Source organism: Mycobacterium sp. BMJ-28, assembly GCF_054404835.1.
The window spans coordinates 5,397,255-5,418,526 of record NZ_CM136783.1 but is presented as its reverse complement, the minus strand read 5'-3'; the positions used below and the strand labels follow the sequence as shown (position 1 = coordinate 5,418,526).

The 21,272-nt window shown below is 67.1% G+C and carries 12 protein-coding genes and 1 pseudogene; 2 read left to right on the top strand and 11 right to left on the bottom strand.

All coding sequences use genetic code 11. The features are described from left to right. Positions 1–34: 34 nt before the first annotated feature. The 10 genes and pseudogenes from ACXPWS_RS26910 to eccCa form a co-directional block, all read right to left on the bottom strand. Positions 35–709, bottom strand: a complete 675-nt coding sequence (locus ACXPWS_RS26910) for a hypothetical protein (protein ID WP_458709572.1) — start codon at positions 707–709, stop codon at positions 35–37. Positions 710–722: 13 nt separating this feature from the next. Next, positions 723–1,040, bottom strand: coding sequence for a hypothetical protein (locus ACXPWS_RS26905; RefSeq protein WP_458709571.1), 318 nt, complete (start codon positions 1,038–1,040; stop codon positions 723–725). An 18-nt stretch (positions 1,041–1,058) separates the two neighbouring features. Then, a complete protein-coding gene (locus ACXPWS_RS26900) occupies positions 1,059–2,528 on the bottom strand; it encodes a hypothetical protein (protein WP_458709570.1) in 1,470 nt (489 codons plus the stop codon). Further along, the gene (locus ACXPWS_RS26895) at positions 2,525–6,280 is read right to left on the bottom strand and encodes an alpha/beta hydrolase (RefSeq protein ID WP_458709569.1); all 3,756 of its coding nucleotides are present in this window, start codon (positions 6,278–6,280) and stop codon (positions 2,525–2,527) included. The genes ACXPWS_RS26900 and ACXPWS_RS26895 overlap by 4 nt, the downstream gene beginning before the upstream one ends. Positions 6,281–6,347: 67 nt before the next feature. After that, the gene (locus ACXPWS_RS26890) at positions 6,348–6,635 is read right to left on the bottom strand and encodes a hypothetical protein (protein ID WP_458709568.1); all 288 of its coding nucleotides are present in this window, start codon (positions 6,633–6,635) and stop codon (positions 6,348–6,350) included. A 46-nt stretch (positions 6,636–6,681) separates the two neighbouring features. Further along, positions 6,682–7,176, bottom strand: coding sequence for a YbaB/EbfC family nucleoid-associated protein (locus ACXPWS_RS26885; protein WP_458709567.1), 495 nt, complete (start codon positions 7,174–7,176; stop codon positions 6,682–6,684). Between the two features lie 28 nt (positions 7,177–7,204). Next, a pseudogene (locus tag ACXPWS_RS26880) lies at positions 7,205–8,635 on the bottom strand (MinD/ParA family ATP-binding protein); the annotation flags it as partial. Positions 8,636–9,494: 859 nt separating this feature from the next. Beyond that, positions 9,495–10,859: a type VII secretion-associated serine protease mycosin gene (gene mycP, locus ACXPWS_RS26875; RefSeq protein WP_458709566.1), complete on the bottom strand. Its 1,365-nt coding sequence runs from the start codon at positions 10,857–10,859 to the stop codon at positions 9,495–9,497. Next, a complete protein-coding gene (gene eccD, locus ACXPWS_RS26870) occupies positions 10,859–12,358 on the bottom strand; it encodes a type VII secretion integral membrane protein EccD (protein WP_458709565.1) in 1,500 nt (499 codons plus the stop codon). The genes mycP and eccD (ACXPWS_RS26870) overlap by 1 nt, the downstream gene beginning before the upstream one ends. After that, entirely contained in the window at positions 12,355–16,383 is a 4,029-nt protein-coding gene (gene eccCa, locus ACXPWS_RS26865) for a type VII secretion protein EccCa (protein WP_458709564.1), read from the bottom strand. The genes eccD (ACXPWS_RS26870) and eccCa overlap by 4 nt, the downstream gene beginning before the upstream one ends. A gap of 91 nt (positions 16,384–16,474) precedes the next feature. Between eccCa and eccD (ACXPWS_RS26860) the strand changes: the two genes are divergently transcribed. Beyond that, a complete protein-coding gene (gene eccD / locus ACXPWS_RS26860) occupies positions 16,475–17,974 on the top strand; it encodes a type VII secretion integral membrane protein EccD (protein WP_458709563.1) in 1,500 nt (499 codons plus the stop codon). Positions 17,975–17,978: 4 nt separating this feature from the next. On the opposite strand, the gene eccB is transcribed toward eccD (ACXPWS_RS26860), so the two are convergent. Next, positions 17,979–19,484 carry a type VII secretion protein EccB gene (gene eccB / locus ACXPWS_RS26855; RefSeq protein WP_458709562.1) on the bottom strand — a complete coding sequence of 502 codons (1,506 nt, stop codon included), beginning with the start codon at positions 19,482–19,484 and terminating at the stop codon, positions 17,979–17,981. Between the two features lie 59 nt (positions 19,485–19,543). On the opposite strand from eccB, the gene eccE reads away from it, so the two are divergent. Further along, on the top strand, positions 19,544–21,247 hold the full coding sequence (gene eccE, locus ACXPWS_RS26850; protein WP_458709561.1) for a type VII secretion protein EccE: 1,704 nt from the start codon (positions 19,544–19,546) through the stop codon (positions 21,245–21,247). The last annotated feature ends 25 nt before the right edge of the window (positions 21,248–21,272 follow it).

Here is a 21,272-nt window from a genome sequence, read left to right as displayed (position 1 = left end):
TGTCAGTCTACTGAACGCCGAGCGATCGTCCGACTCACCCGAGTGTTCGGATATCCGGTCGGTAATGGCGGAGCCAACTCCCGATGACGCCATTGCGCCAGTCGGATTCGAATTCGGAGGGGAAGATCAGAGCGCGGTCGGTGTTGTTCACGTCGCCGAACTGGAGCCTTGAGCCGTTGCGCTCGTCGTGCAGTTGCAGGGCCCGCTGCGTGGCCCCCGGTCGTGGGGCGACGGTGCCGACACCGAGGAGGCCCAGTGCCGTCGTGGAGTGCGCAGCCCTTTTCGCCGCGTTGGCGACACCTGTCACCGGAAAGACGATGGGCCCTTTGGAGTTGGCGGCGAAGCTCACGGGCTCTTCTTGAAAGCGGGTGACTCCGTGCCACGAGATCTCTACGACGGTCGTCCCGTCCGTTCGGCGCAACCCTTCCGGCGATAACCGAAGCGTCTTGTTCAGCCGGTACTCGTCATTCAGTTGCCGGCGTTTCTGCACATACATCAGAGTCGGAACTGCCACGGCCAGAGCCACACTGGCGGGGTAATAGACGCCTGGAACGCCAGGCATCAGCAGTCCGAGAATGAGCAGGGTCAACACCAGAACCCCACCAGCCATCAGCACCAGGACGGGCAGGAATCGCACGAGGGTCCGGTCCGCGCTCTGGATGCTTCTCAGCTCTACCGGAGTGGTGAAATCCGACGGTGGTGCGGGCATCGCGATGTACTCCTCATCTTCGTCGGACAATTCGATCGGCGAGACCGCTCAGACCGACGGTCAACAGAGCGCCGACGAGCAGCGCCACGACCGGATAGAAGAACGTGTATCCGTCTGTGTTCCAAGCGAGTACAACTGCCGCGACGTACACGGCGACCGCCCCGATCGGAACGCCCACCACGCCCAGCAGGACACCCGAGAACCCGCGCTTGTCCGAAACCCCGTCACCCAGCATCGCCATGTGCAGACCGACGAACACCGCTGCGATGACAGCGGGTATGAGCGCGACGAACAGCACGATGGTGACGACGGTGTCGGTTGTTTCGCTCATGGATTCATCAGCCCGCGCTCAGGGTGCCAGGCCGGCCAGCGACAACTGGTCATACGCGGCATCGAGATCGGCGTCGGCGCCCACGAGCATGGCTGCCAATTCGGACCTGGAGGCGGTCCGGGCGTGCGCCGCCGCGATGAGCGACATCGCCAGCTCCCGACGCTCCGCGCCGAGTTCGGCCGCGATGGCATCTACTGCTTCCTCATCCGTCCAGATTGCAGGAAGTGGGTCGTCGAGTTCGTCGAAGGTGTCTGTTCCGCCTCGATACCACCGGCCATCAAACCACCAGTAGCAGAACGTGAGTGCGCCCCGCTGCGATCGAGGGTTCAGCACGGAGTCGGTCACCCATTCCGGGGCACCGTCATATAGCTGCGGTAGTGCACCGCCGCCGTTGTAGGCGGCGTCGAGCAACGGCGAATTCCACAGTCCGCCCGACAGCACGGCGCGTTCGCGAGGCAACACGCACAATGTCGCGCCGCTGCCCGCACCGTTCTCGAATATCGCCGTGGCGGGTTCGATCCAGGCCCCCGTGATGCGCCGCAACCCCGCCCGGACGGCCGCGAGCACGGCCCACCGGGCCCAGGCTTCCTCGAGCGGAACGATGTCGTCCGTGGGCGTACCGGAGACACCGTTCTCGGCGTCGGCACGTGCCGCAGCCACGGCACGATCGGGACTACGCCCTTGAGCCACGGGGCCTTCGACGTATCCGGCCAACCAGACCGGAACCCGTCGGCGCGGGAATGCCTCGAGGTCTGCGCGGTAGTCCTCGGGCCGGAACAATTGATCCTCGGGGAATGGTTCGTCGCCGTAGTCGAAGTGCTGGGACACCTGCCCTCGATTATCGACTTCCAGTCGCATCCGCCACCACGGCCCTGCCGACATCCGGCCAGAAACGGCGCGGTGTTCCCGGACAAGTCCCATGATTTCGCGGGGCACCGGGATCGGGGTGGAATCATCTCCGCGCGCGAAGATCAACGTGGCGACCTCGGCAGGGCCCGCGACGGCGAAGGTCGCGGTAAACGAATCCCAGCTCGCGGGCCCCAGGACGGCCAGTTCCTGGACGATCGGCTCGATCAGTTTTCCGGCAGCGGTGGAGAGTTCGGCATCCTGTTGAGTGGAGTCACCGCCGTCGGCCGTCTTCTCGGTATACCTGCGCTGCGGCTCAGGCTGGTTTCGAACCGTTGCCCGAAAGCCCGCAGCTTCGACAGCGCGGACGAGTTCATCACCGATCTTCTCGAGTTCTGCGCTGCCGGAGGGGAACTGGCTGGTTGAGAGGATTTGCAGGTTCCAGGAGTTGTCGAATTGGCGGAGCAAGCCGGTATTGAAGTGACCGTCGCCTGGACTGTCGTCGATCCGATAGCCGAATTCCTGATCCCAGTCGTCACTCAGGCGGCCCTGCTTGTGCAGTCCGAGGCTGGCGCGCAAGCGATCTAGGCCGGACTGGTCCACGTCGCCGTGGATGTCGATCACCAGGACGAGATGCATCATCGTGGCTCGGTCCTTTCAGGGTGGATGCGCCAGTCGGTGTCACGAAAATGCGAGGAGACGCCGGTTGTTGAGGTGTCGGGCGGTCCGGAGCCAGGAAACAATGCGGGGACCACGGGTCTGCCGGTTGATGTAATCCATTCATCCGCCCACTGCCATAGGGCGGGGAACATCTGTTTGAAGATGTCTTTCGTGACGAATCCGTACTTGGGATGAACGAGGTCGTCGGGCGCACCGAGGGCTTCCCACCGTTGCTTGCATGCCTCCACCATCGCATCCGACGAGATCTGGATGTCGTAGTCGCTGGGTTCGGAGTCGAGTTTCAGGCGATACATCGAGTCGAAAGGGCGGCGTAACGGGTGGTTGGTGTCACTGCCGAACCAGTCCGACATGCGGGCTTGTGCCTCGGCATCGCCGTGGAGATCCGAATACGCCGGGAGCTCTTTGTGTTCACCAGAGAAGAAGCGCGCTGAGGAACCTTGCAAGCGGATGTCCACCTCCTGTGGGCCGAAGCCGTCCCGCGTCAGCGCGTGCCCGAGGGAGCTACTGAATTCTTTGAACTCGGCCGGCGTCATGCCGAGCGGAGCCTCCCTGGCCGCCCACGCCTGCACCTGTTCTGGAGTGATGCCGAGGAACTCACAATCTCGGGGCGTAATTCGGTACCCGGAGTCGTCGGTTGGCAACAAGTGCGCTGCCTGTTCGCCCGCCGGACCTTCCCAGCTTGATGAGGAATCGCGGGGAACGTGGTGGTCCGCCGCGCCCGCGCCGTCGTCCAGTGGACGCTGTGGCCGGTCTGATGACTGATCTGCCGATCCAGCCTCCCCTCGATGCCAACGCGGGTCGAAAGGCTTTCTCTCCACGGAGTGCTCGTGACCGGAGGTGTCGTCATCGAGCCGCAGCGGCCTTCCCACAGCAGGCTCTTCGGTGCGCAGGCCGGGCAACCACCCGGACCTGCCGGTGTCACGCCGGTGTTGTTCGGCATCAAGGCGTTCCGGATGCCCGGCGGCGATGCGACCGAAGTTCGCCAGTGACTCGCTGCGTACCCCTGGATGAGTCCCCGAGGGACCTTCGACGTAGTGGTAGTACGCGGTGTGCGTTCCGACGGTCCCGGCGGTATCCATATCGGCCGGGAACTCGGAGGTGATCCGGTGTCCGCCCCAGGTGTCCATCGCCGGGTCTCGGCCCAACCCGAATCGGCCGAGGAAACGGCCACCGGAATCCCGTCCGCCCAACGTGGTGACCCAGTCCCGTGACGACGAGGCGACGTAGACGTTGTCACCGATTCCGAAACCCTCGGCGGTGTGGTGCGGGCCGGCGCCGGGCGAACCCAGCAGGGTCACGGTCGTCACCTGGTCGTGCAGCCGGCCGCCTTCGCCGGCGTAGCTGGTGGTGGTGGACCCGTAGGAGTGGCCGAAGACATGGTTGTTGTTGAAGTGGCTACCGTCACCGGCCAGAGCATCGCGGGCAGCGTTGAATCCGGCGATATCGCTGTGCAGGATGTCGCCGCCCTCGTGGGCCAGCCCGTGGAACGCGACTCGCCAACTGCCCAACCCGCTCGGGGCGTCGTAGCCGATCCAGGCGATGGACGATGCCGAGATCCCCGGCCGTTCCAGATGGGTGGACTGCAGGTGGTTCAGCGCGTTCGTCATGTTGGTGCCGAGACTGTCGACCGTTGTGGTCAACCCGGGTACATGCCACGAAACCGAATCAGCCCGGTAAGGATCGTCACCGAAAGCGACGACGGCACGGCCGTCGCCACCGAACGCACGCGGGTCGAAAGCCATGACGTAGGGGCCGCCGACGCCGGCGTCCTCCGCGGTTCGCCGCGCCTCCTGCAGCGCGTCGTCGATCTTGTCGAGTCGGTTGAGGTATTTCTGTTCGGCGCGGGTGAGTCGTTCGCCGCTTTCCTGACGACTCCTCAGCTGATCGCGGTCATGGGCGATCGAGTGGGTGTTCGCCTCGTGGCGAGCCGCGGCCGGGATCCCTTCGGCATTGCCGATGTCGCGGGGGTAGGAGTCGATCAGCGCGCGTTGCTCATCGCCGGTCAAACCGTGCCACCAGTCGGCATTGTCGTGTGCCCGGGCCAGTGCCTGATCGCGGAAGCCTTGGGGCGTGCGCAGCGCCTCCGGTTCGACGGGCGGGATGCGACGGGACAGCGCGTCGTCGGCGAGTGCTCGGGCGTGTGACTCGTCGGTGTGACGTGCCGCGTCCTGCCAACGGTCACCGGGGTGCTGGGCTTCAGGAGCGGAGTGTTCGGTCCGCTCCGGGGTACCGGTTGAGTGCGAGGAATCCGGTTCGACGGGGGTAGGGGCTTCTGCCGAGGTATGCGGCGTGGACCGAGGTTCGTCGGGCGTCAGCGCTTCGCGGCGTGGCGCACCGTCGGTAGCTGCGGCGGCACGCGGCGCCGGCGAATCTGCAACCCGCGCCGCGGGTTCCACTGGGGCACCGGCGTGGCCCGCCGGAGCTGCCGCCAATCCGGATTTGGGGGTCGCCGACGGTGAAGGTGTTGCGCTGGAATTCGGGGTCGAAGTCACCGGCGCGTCCTGGCGTGCCGGAGGCGCCGTGGGCGGCGCCTCCGGTGCGCGCACCGCAGGCCCCGCGGTGGTGGTGGCGCTACTGCCGGCCGCGGTGTGCGCGGCCGTGTTCGGCTCGGCCACTGCCGGTGAATGAGCCTCGGGGGAACCGATATTCAGCGGCCGATCGACCTCGGTGACACCCGCGCTGCGGGTATTGGAATTTGTTGCGTCGGCCATTGTGGGGTCTGGTGACCGGCTTCCCTGGGGCGCCGTCCCGTGTTCGTCGCTGCCGAACGATGCTCGGTCCGAACCGAGCGCGCCGAGCCCCGATTCGGCCGAAAGATGCGGAACGCGTGCTGCATTCGGATGAGCCCCATCGATGCCTCCGAACAGCAGCCCGGACATGGTCGCATCACCGAAATTGACATGTCCGGTCAGTGCATACTGGGAGGCAATGCTACCGGTGGTGTTGGCGGCGAAGCTGGCACCAAAGGTCTTGAACTGGTTGCCCAGCGGCGAGCCGGCATCGACGAACCTGGCGCCGTGTAACAGCGGACCTGCTATCGCCCCCGCCAGCAGACCGCCCTTGATGTCGTTGCCGAGTGATGCGCCGTCGAATTCGTGGCGGTGGCCTTGCAGCATCTGCAGGCCCTGGACACCGGCGTTGAGACCGCCGGACACGATGGCATTGATGGCGGCACCCTGAAGCGCACGCAGGGCCAGCTCGGTGATGATCTTGCTGGCGCCGGCTTCGACCACCTTGGCGATGGCCGCGCGGATGATCTGCGAGATGGTGAATTCGGTGGCGGCGATCGCCGCGGCACCTTCGACCGGCGCGCCCCAGTTGATCCAGGCCGACGCTGCGAGAGCGATCAATGTGGCGGCCAGGATCGCCAGGTTCGCGATGTACATCTCTTTGGCGAACTCGATCTCGGTGCCGGTCTTGTCGACCGCATCCGACAGTTCACGCAGCTGTTGGACCAGAACGTCGAGCGATGCATCACCCGACGTCAGCGTCTGGAACTCCGTGCTCATCGCCGTGTGGGCTTGCCCTTGGGCGAAGCCACTCAAAGTGGTACGCGAGGCCGCTTCGATCGCGGACTTCTGAGCTTCCAGTTGATCGGCGAAGTCTTTCCATCGCCGCGCCTGCGCCCAGACCTTGTCCTCGTCACCGTCGGGAAAATCCTCACCGATCAGGTCGCCGACCCAACGCAGCCAGCCGGGAATCTCGATGCTCATTGTGGTGGTGTGATGATGGCCCAACCAGCCGATTCAGCTGATTGCGTATCCACGGTCAGACCCGAGATCAGTCCGGGGTGTCGGTGCGGACGACGCCGTTGGCAGCGTCGGTGATGGCAGGACCGTAGCTGGAGACCTTGGACGCGAAGTTCTTGACGTTGCTGATCGCCGTCGCCCGATGCGGGTCGAACTGCGAACCGAAACTCGACCCGATCTTGTCCTCTGACCAGGGCGAATCGTTACCCACCTCGGACTCCAGGCTGCTGCCGATGCGACTCAGTGTCTCGCCGATGTCCTCGAACTGACTCGCACCTGCCCGAGCGCGGCTGTTGTGGTAGTCCAGATTGTCGGTCATGGGCCTCCCCTCCCGGTTCCCTGCGTTCATCGTAGAACGACTCGCGTCATCCCCGAAGCGTGAAGTCCCAACCGTCCTGATCGCCGGCGTTTCCACCGCTCGTCGTTTCCTGGTTTGACGTGGCGTTATCCAGCCTATCGCGGGCAGTGGGAGGAGACGTCGGAATGGACGGCTGCACGATCCCGAGTTCGGGGATGTCGGTCAAGGACGTCATGGCGGCCGGTGCGAGCCCGGCGAGGCGTTGCCGTAGATCGGCCTGGAACGCAGTCACCTTCTCCTGCATCTTGGCCGCCGCGGCTTGAGCTGCCTGTACCGTCGCGGCGGCGATGCCCTCGGCCGTGGCGGAGGGGAGTTCACGCTCGTCCACCTCGGCGTCGATCACGACTCCTCGAGCGTTGACCCACACGCGAACCAGGTGATCCTCGGACCATGCGTCGGCGACCTCGACCGCAAGGCGTTGGCTGGAGCCGGCCACGTCCTGCTGGAACTTCTGCACGCCCTCCAGCAGGCCTTCCAGGTCGAATTCACCGCCGCTCGTCACTCGGCCAGGCTAACAGTGGCGCGAACTGTCAGCGCCCGTCGTACGAGACCCGCAACCGCGAGAACTTCTCCGACACCGCTCCTGCAAGCTCGATGTAGGCCTGCATGGTTGCCGGCTTCAACAGGCTGAAATCGATATCGGCGCCTTCGGCGAGGTGCTGATCGAACGGGATCATATGGATCGACTGGCAGCGGGCTTCGAAATGCTCGTACACCTTGTCCATCTTCAGCGCGGCCGAACCGGGCCGTGAGGCGCTGAGCACCACGTGGGCCTCGCGTACCAGACCACCATGACCATGCTGGGTCAGCCAATCCAGGGTGGCCGAGGCGCTGCGGGCCGCGTCGATGGCCGGCGAGCTCACCAGCACGATGGCATGGGCAAGGTCGAGCACACCGGACATGGCCGAATGCATGATGCCGGTACCGCAATCGGTGAGGATGACGTTGTAGTAGTGCCGCAGAATATCCATGGTGTGCCGGTAGTCCTCTTCGCCGAACACCTCGGCGACGGCCGGATCCTGCTCACTGGCAAGCACTTCCAGCCGGCTGGACGCCATCCTGGTATGGGCCCTGACATCTGCATACCGACGGATATTGGGATCGCGCAACAGGTCGCGCACCGTCGACTGGGTCGAGTAGTCGCGAACGCGTTCGGCAAGGGTGCCGCGGTCCGGGTTGGCGTCCACCGCGATCACGCGGTCGGTGCGCACCATCGCCAGCGCGGAGCCCAAACCTAAAGTGGTGGTGGTCTTTCCAACCCCGCCCTTGATGGAGAGCACCGCGATGCGGAAGTCGCCGGCGATGGGTTGCCGGATCTGCGCGAGCAGCTCCTCCATCTCACGGTTCTTGCGGGAGTCACCCGGGTTCACCCGGCCGCCGGTGGCCTTGTGCAGGGTTCGTCGCCATCCCGACTGCGGTGCATGCCGGGCCCGGTTGAACACCTCGGCTTCATCCAGCGAGGTGGGTATCCGATATGCCTGCGGCGGACGGTAATCCGGCGGCGCGGAGTGGCGCGGCTGTCGAACCTCGTCAGAGTCGTAGCCGCCGTTGTGCGGCGGCTCGTTACCGCTTGCGTGCGCGGCGGGCGGACGCCAGCCCGGGGGCGGTGGGGGAGGCGCGACCGGCCACGGAGGCGCGCCGGCCGGCCAGCCCGGCGGCGGAGGCGGTGGTGGCAGCGCTCCCCAGCCCGGCGGCGGTCCGGGAGCCGGCAGTGGCGGCGGCGGCCAATCGGCCGGCGGCGCGGGGCGCTGCGGCAACTCCTGTCGCGGCGGCTCGACCGCGACGGTCCGCTCGACTGGTGGTTCTGGAACATATTGCGGCGCAGGATCATCCGGGACTGGCGGGACGATATTCGGCTGGACCGGTTCGGCCGCTTGCGGTTGTTCGGCGACAGGTTCCTCGGCCACCTGCTCAACCGGGGCGTCGGTGACACCCGCGGGCGCCGGTTCCGGCTCAGGGGCCGGTTCGGTGGCGACTGGTGGCGCGGGTTCCGGGTCGGCGGGCCGCTGGGTCCGCCGAGATTCCATGAGCTCCACCAACTTCGCGGCCCGGGCATCGACATCGTCGAGTTCGGGACGCTCCGCCGGTTCCGGTTCTGGTTCGGCAGCTGCCACGCGCTGAGACTCGACGCGCGCCAGCAGCTTGGCTGCGCGCGCTTCGATGTCATCGAAGTCCGGCGGTGCGGGCACTGGTGCCGCTGGCGTGGGCTTCGGTTCAGGTTCAGGTTCGGGTTCCGGTGACTGGGCGGCGATGGCCGGTTCCGGTTCGGCGGCGACAGGCTCCGGCACCACCGGCGGTGCCTGCTGCGGTGCAGGTACAGGTACAGGTGCGGGTGCCGGTGCTGGGGGCCGTGGAGCCGGGGCGTGGTAGTCGCGGGCCACCTCGTTGAACAACGGCGAATCGGTCATCGATGCGGGTGCAGTCCACGCCGGCGGTGGGGCCGGTTCCCACTGCGGGGGCCGTTGTTGGGACGGTGCCTGGGGCAGCTCGGCAACCGGCGGTGGCGGTGGCAACCGATCAGGCAGCGACGGCGCGGGCGGCTCGCTGAACAACGGCGGCAGCGGTTCGGACTCCAGCTCCGGATCGGCGCGATGCGATTGTTTGCCACGCCTCGAGCGGCGACGTTCCTCGCGGGGCTCGTCCTGCACCGGCATGTGGGACAGCCAGGGAGGACGCGCGGGCCCGCTACGCTCCGCCGGCGGCGGTTCGTGATCGGCCAAGATTCCTCGATCCCCTCAGGACACCCAACCAGTCAATCCTACGGGGATTCTGTGGGCGGGTAAGGCGCGGCCGCTGCGGGTGCTGGTGGGCACGCCGCCGCTAGCCCCTGGCCTTCTTCACCACTGCCAGCGCGATGGCCGCGGCGGCCGCGGACAAGCCCAGCACCGCGAGCACGATATTGCGGGCCAGCAGGCTGGCCGGATCGGGCTGCGGAGGCCCGGCGATGGGACGGCCGGTGTCCGGGTCGGGCAGGTCGGCAGCCGGTGGCAATTCATGGGTGAGCGCGGCGACGGGGTCGACAACGCCGTATCCGGTGGCCAGGTTCGGGCCGGCCTCCGGGGTGTGGGCGGTGCGCTTGATCCGATCCATCACCTCACCGGCGGACAGCGCGGGAAAACGCGCGCGCACCAGTGCCACCACGCCGGATACGAACGGGGTGGCGAAGCTGGTCCCGTTGATCGGCACCAGCGCACCGTTCTGATCGACGAAAGCGTTCACCAGGCCGGGCCCGTTCGGGCTGAGCGAGGTGATCTTCTCGCCCGGTGCTGCCAAGTCCAGCCACGGACCGTGCAAGGTGAAATCGGCGGGCTCGGCCTCCGGGGTCAAAGCGCCGACGCTGAGGACGTAATCCTGGAACCACGCCGGACTGGCGATGGTGCGGACCGACTTCCACGCATCGGCCAGCGGCAGGTTGGGATCGCTGATCTCGTTCTGGGTGCTGCACAGGCCCTGCTTGTTGAAATTGCCTGCGGCGGCCACCACCACGACGTTGCGCTCGAAGGCGAACCGGACCGCCTGGCCGAGCTCGGCGTCGTCCATCCCGGCACCCACCGGCGCGCAGGCCACCTCGGACAGGTTGATGACGGTGGCCCCCATATCGACCGCGCGCACGATCGCCCGCGCCAGCGTCTGGGTGCTGCCATACCCCAGTGACACGGCGTTCGGGTCGTTCTGCGCCGAACTGGATCCGCGCACCGCGTACACGCTGCTGTTCTGCCGGATCGAGAGAATCGCCGCATCGGGGGCCACGCCGGCAAAGGCGTCCTCGGGGCTCGGCGACGCCGCGATGAGCCCGGCCACCAGCGTGCCGTGCGCATCGCAGTCCACCAGGCCGTCCGAGGACGACACGAAGTCGCCGCCGCCCTCGAGCACCCGCAGCCGCGGATTGGGGGCCACCCCGGTGTCGATGACCGCGACTTTCTGCCCGGCACCGGTGGAGAACTTCCAGGCGTCGGAAAAATTCAGCATGGCGTCCGCATTGGGCTGCAGGCTGAAATCGGTATTCGGAAACACCCCGCCGATACCGCAGATCGACTTCTGCTCCGTTGCGTCGGGTGCGCCGCCGGCCCCGCTGGGCGGGCCTCCGGGTGGCACCACCGGCGGACTGATCGCGTGCGCCGCCGGTGCCACTTCGAAAGCCGCAACGATCAGCGTGGCGGCTGTGGCCGCCGCCCAGCGTCGCATCAGATGACCAGCCGGCTGTACACCCCGGCCACCCACAGCGCCAACGGGATCAGGGCGGCCGACGCCAGATAGTCCAGGTAGGTCAGTGTGGTGACGAGACGGGCGGGCGCGTCGCCGTCATGCACCGTCATCCCGATCACCGCTGCCACCACGGCGGCCAGCAGCAAGACTCCGAACGCCACCAGCGGTATCGGCTGGCTGCCGTCCTGGGCGGCCCAGCACGCGTAGCCGGTCAACGCCACCGCCGGAATCGCGAGCGACGCCCGCTCCAGCACGCTCGACGGTCGCCGGACGTAGAGGCCCAGCGCGGCCGCACAGGTCAGAGCGAACACCAGAGCGGACCAATGCGGAACAGGCGCGGCGGCCAGCACCACCGACGCACCCACGGCGGCGCCGGCTCCGAAGCCGGCGTACAGCGCCGACCTGGTCAGCAGCGCCGTGCGCACCCGGTCCCACACCCCCTCGGCGGTGGGTGTCTGCTGGGCAGGCTCATCGGCGTCGGCCTGCGGGATGGCCGCTGCAGCGCCGCCGAACGGATTCTCGAACAGGGATGCCTCGGGTTCGGCCTGCACGCGAGTGCCCGGTGGGGTGAATCGGCCCATCGGGGCGATCAGCCACGGCACGATCAGACAGGCCAGCGTGGACACCACGGCCAGGCCGGCGCCGACCAGGTCGGCGCGCACGCCGACCTGATGCACCACCAGCGCGATGCCGCCCAATGCGAAGAAGGCGCCCGCCGCGAGGTAGCCCCACCGGCCGGTCCCGACGGTCCGATACAGGCCGTACAGCACCAGCACCAACGTCGCGCACCCGGCGGCGAGGCCGTAACCGCCGAACCTGGACAGCACCGCCCACACGATCCCCGCGCTGACCGGGATGGCCGCCCAGCCCAGCGTCGCACCTGCCGATGGCCGGCCGTATGAGCGAGCCACCAGCGCACCCACCCCGGTCAGCGCCAGCGCGACCACCACCGACACGCCCACCAGAGCGGCTCGGTGGGGTGTGAAAGCTTCTCCGACAAGGAAATACAGCAGGGCCAATGCGCAAAGATGGATCCCGACGAATGCCATCCAGCCGGCGGCGGTGGCGTCCCATCCCGCGTACGCGGCCTTGTTCAGCCGCGCGGCGGCGTCCACGACGTCGTCATAGAGGGTGGGGGCGGACAGCGCCCGTTCGGCGCTCAGTCGCAGCAGTGAACCGTTGGAGACCCCGGCTTCCCGCAACGTCGAGTCCGGTGCCAACGGCTGGTCGTCGTCGGCGGTGGAGAGCACCCAGAAGTTGCGTTTGGCGTCCTTGGCCGTCGACTCCTCGGGCGGGGCCCCGGCCAGGCCGTCCCGCGAACGGACCAGCTTGACCAACTCAGGCAGCACGCTGGCGACGGGGGCGTCCAGCGGTAGGGACACGTCGAGTTGGGTGCTGGCCGAGACGACGGACAGCCGGACATGTTCGGGAGCAGCCGGCACCACCCGGACCTGAACCAGTTCGCGTGCGCCGGTCACAGGTCGGGCATCTTCGACAGCTGGACGACGTCACTGCGCACGGTCCGGGAGACCAACATGCCGCGCCCCGGCGGCATCTGCTGGGGCTTGTATCCGAACAGTGCGCCCTCCTCCTTGGTGCCGTTCATCACCAGGCCATTGCAGGACAGGTCGCGCAGGCGCCCGATGATCGGGTCCATGATCGCGCGTCCGGCACCGCCGATGCGTCGCGAGATGATCACGCGCAGACCGATATCGCGGGCTTGCGGCAGATACTCGATGAGCGGGGCCAGCGGATGGTTCAGCGAGCCGCCGGGTATCAGGTCGTAGTCGTCGATCAGCACGTACAGGTCGGGGCCGGTCCACCAGGAGCGGTCTTTGAGCTGTTGCTGGGTGACATCGCTGGGCGGCAGACGGTCTTTGAGCGAGTCGCCAAGAGCCTTCATCAGTTCCGCGCACGACTGGGCGGCGGTGGCATAGCCACCGAGGTAGTCGTTGTCGACCACGCCCAGCATGGTGCGCCGGAAGTCGACGAGGATGAGCTTGGCCTCGCTGGGGGAGGCGTTCTCCATGATGCCGGCGGCGATGTTGCGCAGCAGGTTCGTCTTGCCGCACTCGGTGTCGCCGAACACCACCAGATGCGGCTGGGCGTCGAAATCCAGTACCACAGGTGCCAATTCGGACTCGCCGATGCCGATGGCCACCCTGGCCTTACCCAGGGCGCCGGCCCGGCGGGCGGCTTCGACCACTTCGGTGCGGTCCAGTTCGTGCGGGAGCATCCGCAGCCGCGGGGCCTGACGCTCGCCGTAGAACTGGCGTACCGCCTCGCACGATCCGGCGACACCGGCGGGCAGTGATTCGACATCGGAGCTGGAGTCCAGCCGGGGCAACCCGATCAGGATGTGCAGCCGGTCGGGGCTCATGCCGCGACCGGGCCGGCCCAGCGGAACCAGCTCGGCGAACTTGCGGCCCACGTCGCTGTCGATCGGGTCACCCATCCGCAGTTCGATGCGGGTGCCCAGCATGTCCTTGACCGCCGGACGGATCTCCATCCAGCGAGTCGCGCTGACCGCCAAGTGGATTCCGTAGGACAGGCCCTGAATGGCGATCGCCTGAAGGGCCGGTTCCAAGATGTCGAAGTCGGCTTTGATGGTCGCCCAGCCGTCCACCACCAACACGACATCGCCGAATCGGTCACGGCTCAGCGGATCCTGGGCGGCCACCTCAGGCGGCAACTTGGCCAGCTCGGCCTTGCGCTGCCGGAAGTCGCGCATCGACTCGATGCCGAGGTCGCGGAAGCGCAGTTCACGTTCGCGCAGCAGTCCGGTGACCTCGGCAACGGTACGCCGGATGCGGTCGGAGTCCATCCGGCCCGCCACGCTGCCCACGTGCGGCAGGCTGGACAGGCTGCCCAGCGTGCCGCCACCGAAGTCCAGGCAGAAGAACTGCAACTGTTCGGGGGTGTGGGTGGCCGCGGCCGACATGATCATGGTCCGCAGCGCGGTCGACTTGCCCGACTGCGGGCCGCCGACCACCGCCACGTTGCCCTGGGCGCCCGACAGGTCGACGGTCAGCACATCGCGGCGCTGATCGTAGGGACGGTCCACCACACCGATCGGAAGCAGCAACCGGCCGTTGACGTTTCGTGGGTCGTTCCACGTCGAATCGGGCAGCAGATCGTTGACGGCAGGGCTTTCCTCCAGCGGCGGCAGCCACACCTCGTGCGCCGGCCGGCCGTGACCACGCAGCCTGCTGACCACCATGTCCAGCAGGGTGACCTTGGTTGGCGAAGACGGGGTTTCGGCGGCGCGATCGGGCTCGACGGCCTCAACCGGTGCGGCGGGCACCGGGTCTTTTTTGACCGGGGTCGCGGTGAACAACTTCGGGGCCAGCGCACCCAGTTGCGACGAGCGGCCCGACCGCGCCGACACCCGAGGTTTGACGTATTCACCCGACACGTAGCAGGTGTTGAAGCGAAGCGGTTCGTCGGCATCGCATTTGAGGAACGCGGAGCCGGGCACGCTGGGTAGGTGGTAGGCGTCCGGGACGCCCAGCACACTGCGAGATTCACCGGCCGAGAAGGTTTTGAGGCCGATTCGGTAGGACAGGTGCGAGTCCAGGCCGCGCAGCTTGCCTTCCTCCAGGCGTTGCGAAGCGAGCAGCAGATGGATGTGCAGAGAGCGGCCCAGCCGGCCGATCATCACGAACAGCTCGGCGAAATCCGGCTTCTGGGATAGCAATTCGGAGAACTCGTCGACGACGATGAACAGTGCGGGAAGCGGGTCGAGGTCCGCCCCACTGGCGCGGGCGCGTTCGTACTCGGTGACGTTGGGGAAATTGCCCGCCGAGCGCAGCAGCTCCTGGCGGCGGTTCATCTCGCCGGCCAGGGCGTCGCGCATCCGGTCGACCATGGTCAGTTCGTCTTCGAGGTTGGTGATGATCGCCGCGATGTGCGGTGCGCCGTCCAATCCGAGGAAGGTGGCGCCACCCTTGAAGTCGACCAGCACCAGGTTCAGCGCCTCGGGCGAATGGGAGGTGATCATGGCCAGCACCAAGGTGCGCAAGAACTCCGATTTGCCGGATCCGGTTGCGCCGATGCACAACCCGTGCGGGCCCATGCCGTTCTCGGCGGACTCCTTGATGTCCAGCTCCAGCGGCTGCCCGGACGGGGTGTAGCCGATCGGCACCCGCAGCCGCTCGCGGGGAGACCGTTGACGCCACACCTCTTCGGGCACGATGTCGGCGGCGTCGGGAATCTTCAACAACGCCATCAGGCCAGGATCGGTGGCCCGGCTCTCGGCCTCCAAGCTCACGATGTGGGCGGCGTTTCCGGGGCGGTAGCGGCCGAACCGGCGGGCGGTGGCCTGGGCCTCGGCGACCGTCAAACGGTCCGGGGTGGCGAATCTTTCCGTGCCCGCGGCGGTCTTGGCGCCGATGTCGTCGTTGTCGACGACCAGCTGCAGGCCGCGGCGCGCGGCGGCGCCGTCGGGCGGCCCGTTCAGGTCGAGCACCGTGACGCTGTCCAGGCCGGCGTCGGTGACCAGGCGTTCGTCACCGGTGACATAACCGTCGTCGATCACGATCACCAGCTGCTTGGTGCCCTGCGGGAGTTGGGAATTGCGGTTGAACCGGCCGCGCTCGGACAGGTCTGCCGACAGCGAGCTCTCCAGCAGTTCCAGCGACGGGTAGAGCATTCGCATGGTGCCGCAGCCGTCGTGGGCGGTGGCGTGCTGCGCCTGCGGCAGCCACTTGACCCAACTCCAGTTCTCGTTGTCGGGGTTGGCCGTGACGATCGCCACCTGCAAATGGTCGGGGCCGTGAAAGGCGCAGAGCTCCAAGATCATTGACCGCACGAGTTGCTGAGCGAGCTTGCGGTCACCTTCGAACGTGACGGTGGGGAACGCCCGCAGCGACACCGCGGTGGGCAGTGCGTGCACCACCGAATGGGTCTTGACGAAGCGCCGCAGCGCCACGGTGGACACCGGTTCCAGGTCCTCGGGCGGACCCGTTTCGGGGGCCAGCAGGCGGGTTGCCAGCCGGTGCGTGCCGACGCCGACGCGCACATGGCAGAAATCCTGATCGTTGGGGCGACGCTCCCACATCCGGCGGGTGCCCGCCACGTCGATGAGGGTGCGCGGGTCCGGGTGGCTCCACTCCAGTGCCGTGCGCTGCGAGTCCCCGGTGTCGTCGGCGTCATCGCGCAGATTGGCCAGGTAACTGAAGTAGTCCTTGCGTTCCTCGTTCAGCTCGGCCGCGGCCTTACCCGACCGGCCGCCACCGCCCATGAACATGCCGGCCATCGACATGATCATCATCATCGGGAAGATCAGGAACATCGGGTTGCGCGTCAGGTCGCGGCCGCCGACCGTCACCATCAGCGCGAGCATCCCGACGACCGCGACGATCATCACGAACGGCATCAGCTTCATCAACAGATTGCCGGGGATGACGCGGGGCACCTCGGGTGGTGACTGCAGGTTCACCTCGCCGCCGGGCATTCGCGGCGGCGATACCCGTAGACGACGAACAAACCCCTGCGTGGCCACGTGACTCCCCCCGAATACTCGCTTTGTCAGGCTAACGAGCGATCGTCGGTATTGTCACACCATCGGGAGACGAGGTGGGAGGCCCTATCCGATGACGTTGCCGTTATCGCTGTCGGAACTGGATTCGCAGTCCGAATCCGAGCAGGAGCTCAGCCGCGTCTCGGTGCTCATCGGCGGACTGGTGCTCGATATCGGGCTGCCCACCCACGTCAGCATCGGTGCGGTCATCTTCGACGTCATCGACCTGGCCAACGATCAGCTTCCCGTCGTCAGCGACCTGGAGGACGTCCAGTTCGACAACGTCGAAGGCAAGTGGACGTTCGCCCGGCTGGGCGGCGGTGCGATCGATCCCAGCAGGTCACTGGCCGAGGCCGGCATCTACGACGGTGATTTCCTGGTGGTGCAGCAGGTGGGTGTGCCCTCGGCACCACTGTTGTTCGACGACGTCGAGGCGCTCGCCGCAGAGACCGACAGCCGCAAGGCGTGGCTGGTGCAGAACGCCCGCCCGGCAGCCTGGTTCGGGTTGAGCATTCTGATGGGTGTGCTGGTGGCGGTGTTGTTGCCTCGGCAGGCCGTTGTCCCGCTGGTTCCCGCGGTCCCGATCGCCGCGCTGGCCGCGCTCGTCGTCGGGGTGGTGTGCGCCGCGGTCGCGTGCGTGCTGCCCTACCGGTCCGGGGCGGGTCGCCGGTCGGCGTGGCTGGCCGGCGCGGCGATGCCGCTGATCTTCGGTGGCTCGCTGTTCGTGGTGCCCGGTGCGCACGGGGTCAAGGCGCTGCCCATGGCGTTCGGCCTGACCGCCCTGGTGGCCTTGCTGATCCTGCTGATCTCCGGTCGCGGCCGGTCGCTGTACACGACGGTGATCGCGGTGGCGGTGCTGTGCGTGCCCGCCGCGGTGGCCGAATTGGTGCTCAACCCGGCCCCACGCTCCATCGGCGCCATCCTGGCGACGGTGGCGGTGATCATCGTCTACCTGGCCCCGCGAACCACCATCATGCTGTCCAAGCTGCCGGTGCCGCGGGTGCCCACCGCCGGTGAGCCGCTCGATGACATCGAAACTCAGGGCGGCACAACGGTCGAAGGTGTCAACGCCATCGGTAAGCAGGTGATCCCCACCGAGGAGGGGATGGCCGAGCGGGTGCGTCGGGCCAACGAATACCTGACCGGCATCATCGCTGCGGCCGGGGTGGCCGCCATCGTCGGCTGCTACCTGGCCGTGGATGTGAGCAACGGGTTCTTCTGGCAGGGAACGGCATTTTCCATCGCCGTCGCCACGGTGCTGTGCCTGCGCGGACGCAGCCACCACGACCTGGTGCAGTCGGCAACGCTGATCGGTGCGGGCCTGCTGATCGTGCTCGCCATGATCGTCAAGACCGCAGTCAATCTCGACGGCTGGCAAGTCAATTCGGCGCTGCTGCTGGTGGCCCTCGGTGTCCTGGTGGTGTGCACCGGGCTGGTGGCGCCGCGGCTGGAATTCTCGCCCGTGATGCGACGGCGAGTGGAACTGCTCGAGTACCTGGCCATCGCTCTGGTCTTCCCGCTGGCGTGCTGGATCATCCGGTTGTATGCGTTCTTCCGGGAGCTGCGGATCTAACGCCCTACTTCGGCGGGACCACCTTGAACCCGTCGGGATCGGCGGCCATCCCGTCGTGGGCGATGAGTGCGGCCTGCTGAGACAGCTCCGGTCCCGGCGGCAACAGCGAGATCACCGGCCACGGCGCGAACTGCGGTGTCTCTTTGGGATTGTCGGGGTCTTTGACACCGACGACGCCGAGTGCGGTCGCGGTCGGCAGATCCTTGATGTGGTAGCGCACGCCCGTGTCGGCGATGTAGAACAACTGGCCCATGGCCCTGCTGTTGGGCTCGCCGCCGGTGGACTGAACGTATTCTCCGGTACCGGGTTTGAGGTAGGCATAGTCCAGACCGGGGCCGTTGCCGTCGGCCGTCGCCAACCGCACCGGCTGCGCGTCCTTGGGCAGCGGCAGCCGGTGACCGACCAGCAGTCGGTTGGTCGCCTCGGCGGCGGTGTTGCTGCGCTGCCAGGACAGGCAGATCACCCGATCGGGTTCGACATTGATGAATTGCGGTGAGGCCGTTGGGTAGTGGTCGACGTGCAAGGCGTGCACGATCGGAGCATTGCTGATGACCGCCGGTGAGATGGTGTTGGGGTCCGACAGCGTCGGCGACCCCGCGTCGCCGTACCGGATGATGTCCGCGGTGGCTTCCGAAATGGGCTGCAGCCCTTCCCGAAGCACGACGTAGAGCTGGGTGCCGCGGGAGTCGACCGTCTTGACGATCGAGCCCACCCGGTATTGCGCGTCGAGGAAGTTGACGGGCTCGCCGACACCGTCGATGGTGATCGGCTGAATCGGGTCGACCAAGGGGAACGCGTTGAGCAACCCGGGGGAGACCTCGCGCACTTCGGCATCGCCGAGGTGCAGGGCGCTGTGCAGCACGGGATTTGCCGGGTCGATCGGGGCGCGCACCCCGTTGTAGATCAGAAACGTGGTGTCACCGGTCTTTGTGAGCAGCATCTGCGCGGGCGTGGCCGCGCGGATGTCGTCGGTGAGCACCGGATTGTTGCCCAGCACGGTGGTCTCCACCGCGAAACTGCCGATGTTCTCGGTGACCTTCGGGGTCTGGGTGGTATCGCACACCGTCCACGACGACAGGTTCATATCGTCGCCCTGATGGATGGCGGCGGGACCGCCCACCACGCCCACCATGGGGCCCAGCGGGACGGTGTTGAGGAACTTGTCGTCCACCTGTTTTGGTGGGTCGTTCTTGCCGGCGATCATGCGGGCCGAGGCCAGGTTCAACACCGGATGCAGCTTGTCGCCGATGCGGACGAAGATGGCACCGTTCGACTTGCTGAGCATGATCGTCGAATTGCCGAAGTTGGGCATCGGTTTGAAGAAGGCCAGCACGCCCCCCGCGCCGGCGATGAGAATCGCGATCACCATGCCGACCAGCAGCGCGCGCATCTGGCCACGCATCGGGTCGTGGATCATCCGTGAATCGCCGCGAATCAGGGCATGTTCGAGGCGCCGGATAAGAAAGCGATACCCATTGACCTGAGCACGCGTGGTAACTTGCGCTGGCATGGCTGCTCCCCCAATCAGCGATCAGGGTACAGCCGTTCAACGAATGAGGGACCGGGGGTGTGACAGTTCGTCGTAGGTCCGAGCGAGGCCGGGGGGACACGGCTGCGCCGGGATATTTCGCGTCGACCGTCGACATCATCCCGCAGCGCGCCCTGCCCTTACGGGATCTGCTCCTGGTCGAATTGCTCGTCGGAATCGGTGTCGCCACCGCGTTGCTGTTGCACCAGCCCGGTTGGTACGGCGCGGCCGCCGGGCTCGGGGTGGCCCTGCTGTTCGTGGTCCGGGTACGAGGGCTGACCCTGCCGCGCTGGATCGGGATGCGCGCGGGGTTTGCGCGGGACCGTCGTCGCCGCACCAAACGCAGTGTGCGCCACGAGCCGTTCGACGCCGAACTGCCCGACGGTGCGCAGATCGGCTTCCACTGGGACGGCAAGACACTGCTGTCCGTGGTGCGGATTCAGGAGAACCCGCAGGCGCTGACGGTGTTGGAGCCCGGCGTCACGGTGTCCGGCGAGATGGTGTCGGTGCAGATGGTCGCCGACTGCCTGCAGCAGTTCGATATCACCCTCGACTCGATCGACGTGATCAGCCAGGGCGCGCGCTCCCAGGGGCACGGCCAGATCGCCGCGATCTACGACGCGGTGCTGGGCCCGCTGCCGGCCATCGCGCAACGCACCGTGTGGGTGGCCGTGCGCTTCGATCCCACCCGATGCCCCGATGCGGTGCGCAACCGCGGCGGTGGGCGCGAAGGGATCATCAGAACCGCAGGAACCGCGACCCGACGGGTGGCCAATCGGCTGGCCGAAGCCGGTCTGCGACCGCACATCATGACCGCCAGCGAAATCGCCCAGGCCACCAATCAACTGTCCGACGGGGTGGCCCTGAGCAGCGTCGAGGAAACCTGGTTCACCTGCCAGGAGGGGCTTTTCCAGCTGCGTAGCTTCGCGGTGCAGCCGTCGATGTTCGACACCGCAGGCCTCGGCCTGCTGTGGACGGTGCCGAGCTACTCGACCACGGTGTGTGTGTCACTGCGCCGCGACCAGGACAACGACCTGGTGAAAATCCGTGGGCTGGTGCGGTTCAACAGCCACGGCCGGATCCGGGCGCGGCTGCGCGGGCTGAGTCACCTGCGCGGATACCAATTCTCCGCGCTGGCGTCCAGCCTGCCCCTGCCGCCGCCACGGCGAGTGGTCGACCGCTGGGCATTCGCCACCGACGCCGACGCACTCAAAGACCTGGCACTGCCCGCCTCCGGGTGCGGGCAGGTGATCGGCGCCGACGCGCACGGACGCGCCGTCGCGCTGCCACTGTTCGGTCCGCAGATCGAACGGGTAGAGGTCTGCGGAACTCTGCACCTGGCGCAACAGGCCGTGCTGCGGTCGTTGGCGCTCGGGGCGCGGGTGCGCGTGCACACCCGCCGGCCGGCGGCGTGGCGGGACATGGTCGAAGCCGTCGCCGATCAGAACGTCCTGCGGGTCACCGACTTCAACCGCGGGTCCATGCAAGCCGGTGCGGAACGCAACTACTCGGTAGAGATGTTCGACGGGGTGGCTGAGCAGGCGGTGCGGGTCGGGGTGACCGCGATTGTGGTGAAGCCGCCGCAGGCCGCGCCGTCGCGGGATGTCGATGTGAGCCTGCGGCTGATCGACCCGAAGAACGACGTGGTGGCGGTGCGCACCCGGTCCGGGTCCGCCGAGGTCACGATGGTGGCCACGGACGACGAGATGCGATATATCAAAGCGTCGTTCAATTCGGCTGACTGACGTAATAGGTTGGAATTCCAGGGAG

Bases quoted from the DNA above. Each gene is read 5' to 3' on its own strand.
- eccB (WP_458709562.1), bottom strand. From the start codon at position 19,484: ATGCCAGCGCAAGTTACCACGCGTGCTCAGGTCAATGGGTATCGCTTT.
- ACXPWS_RS26895 (WP_458709569.1), bottom strand. From the start codon at position 6,280: ATGAGCATCGAGATTCCCGGCTGGCTGCGTTGGGTCGGCGACCTGATC.
- ACXPWS_RS26905 (WP_458709571.1), bottom strand. From the start codon at position 1,040: ATGAGCGAAACAACCGACACCGTCGTCACCATCGTGCTGTTCGTCGCG.
- eccD (WP_458709563.1), top strand. From the start codon at position 16,475: ATGACGTTGCCGTTATCGCTGTCGGAACTGGATTCGCAGTCCGAATCC.
- ACXPWS_RS26890 (WP_458709568.1), bottom strand. From the start codon at position 6,635: ATGACCGACAATCTGGACTACCACAACAGCCGCGCTCGGGCAGGTGCG.
- mycP (WP_458709566.1), bottom strand. From the start codon at position 10,859: ATGCGACGCTGGGCGGCGGCCACAGCCGCCACGCTGATCGTTGCGGCT.
- ACXPWS_RS26910 (WP_458709572.1), bottom strand. From the start codon at position 709: ATGCCCGCACCACCGTCGGATTTCACCACTCCGGTAGAGCTGAGAAGC.
- ACXPWS_RS26900 (WP_458709570.1), bottom strand. From the start codon at position 2,528: ATGATGCATCTCGTCCTGGTGATCGACATCCACGGCGACGTGGACCAG.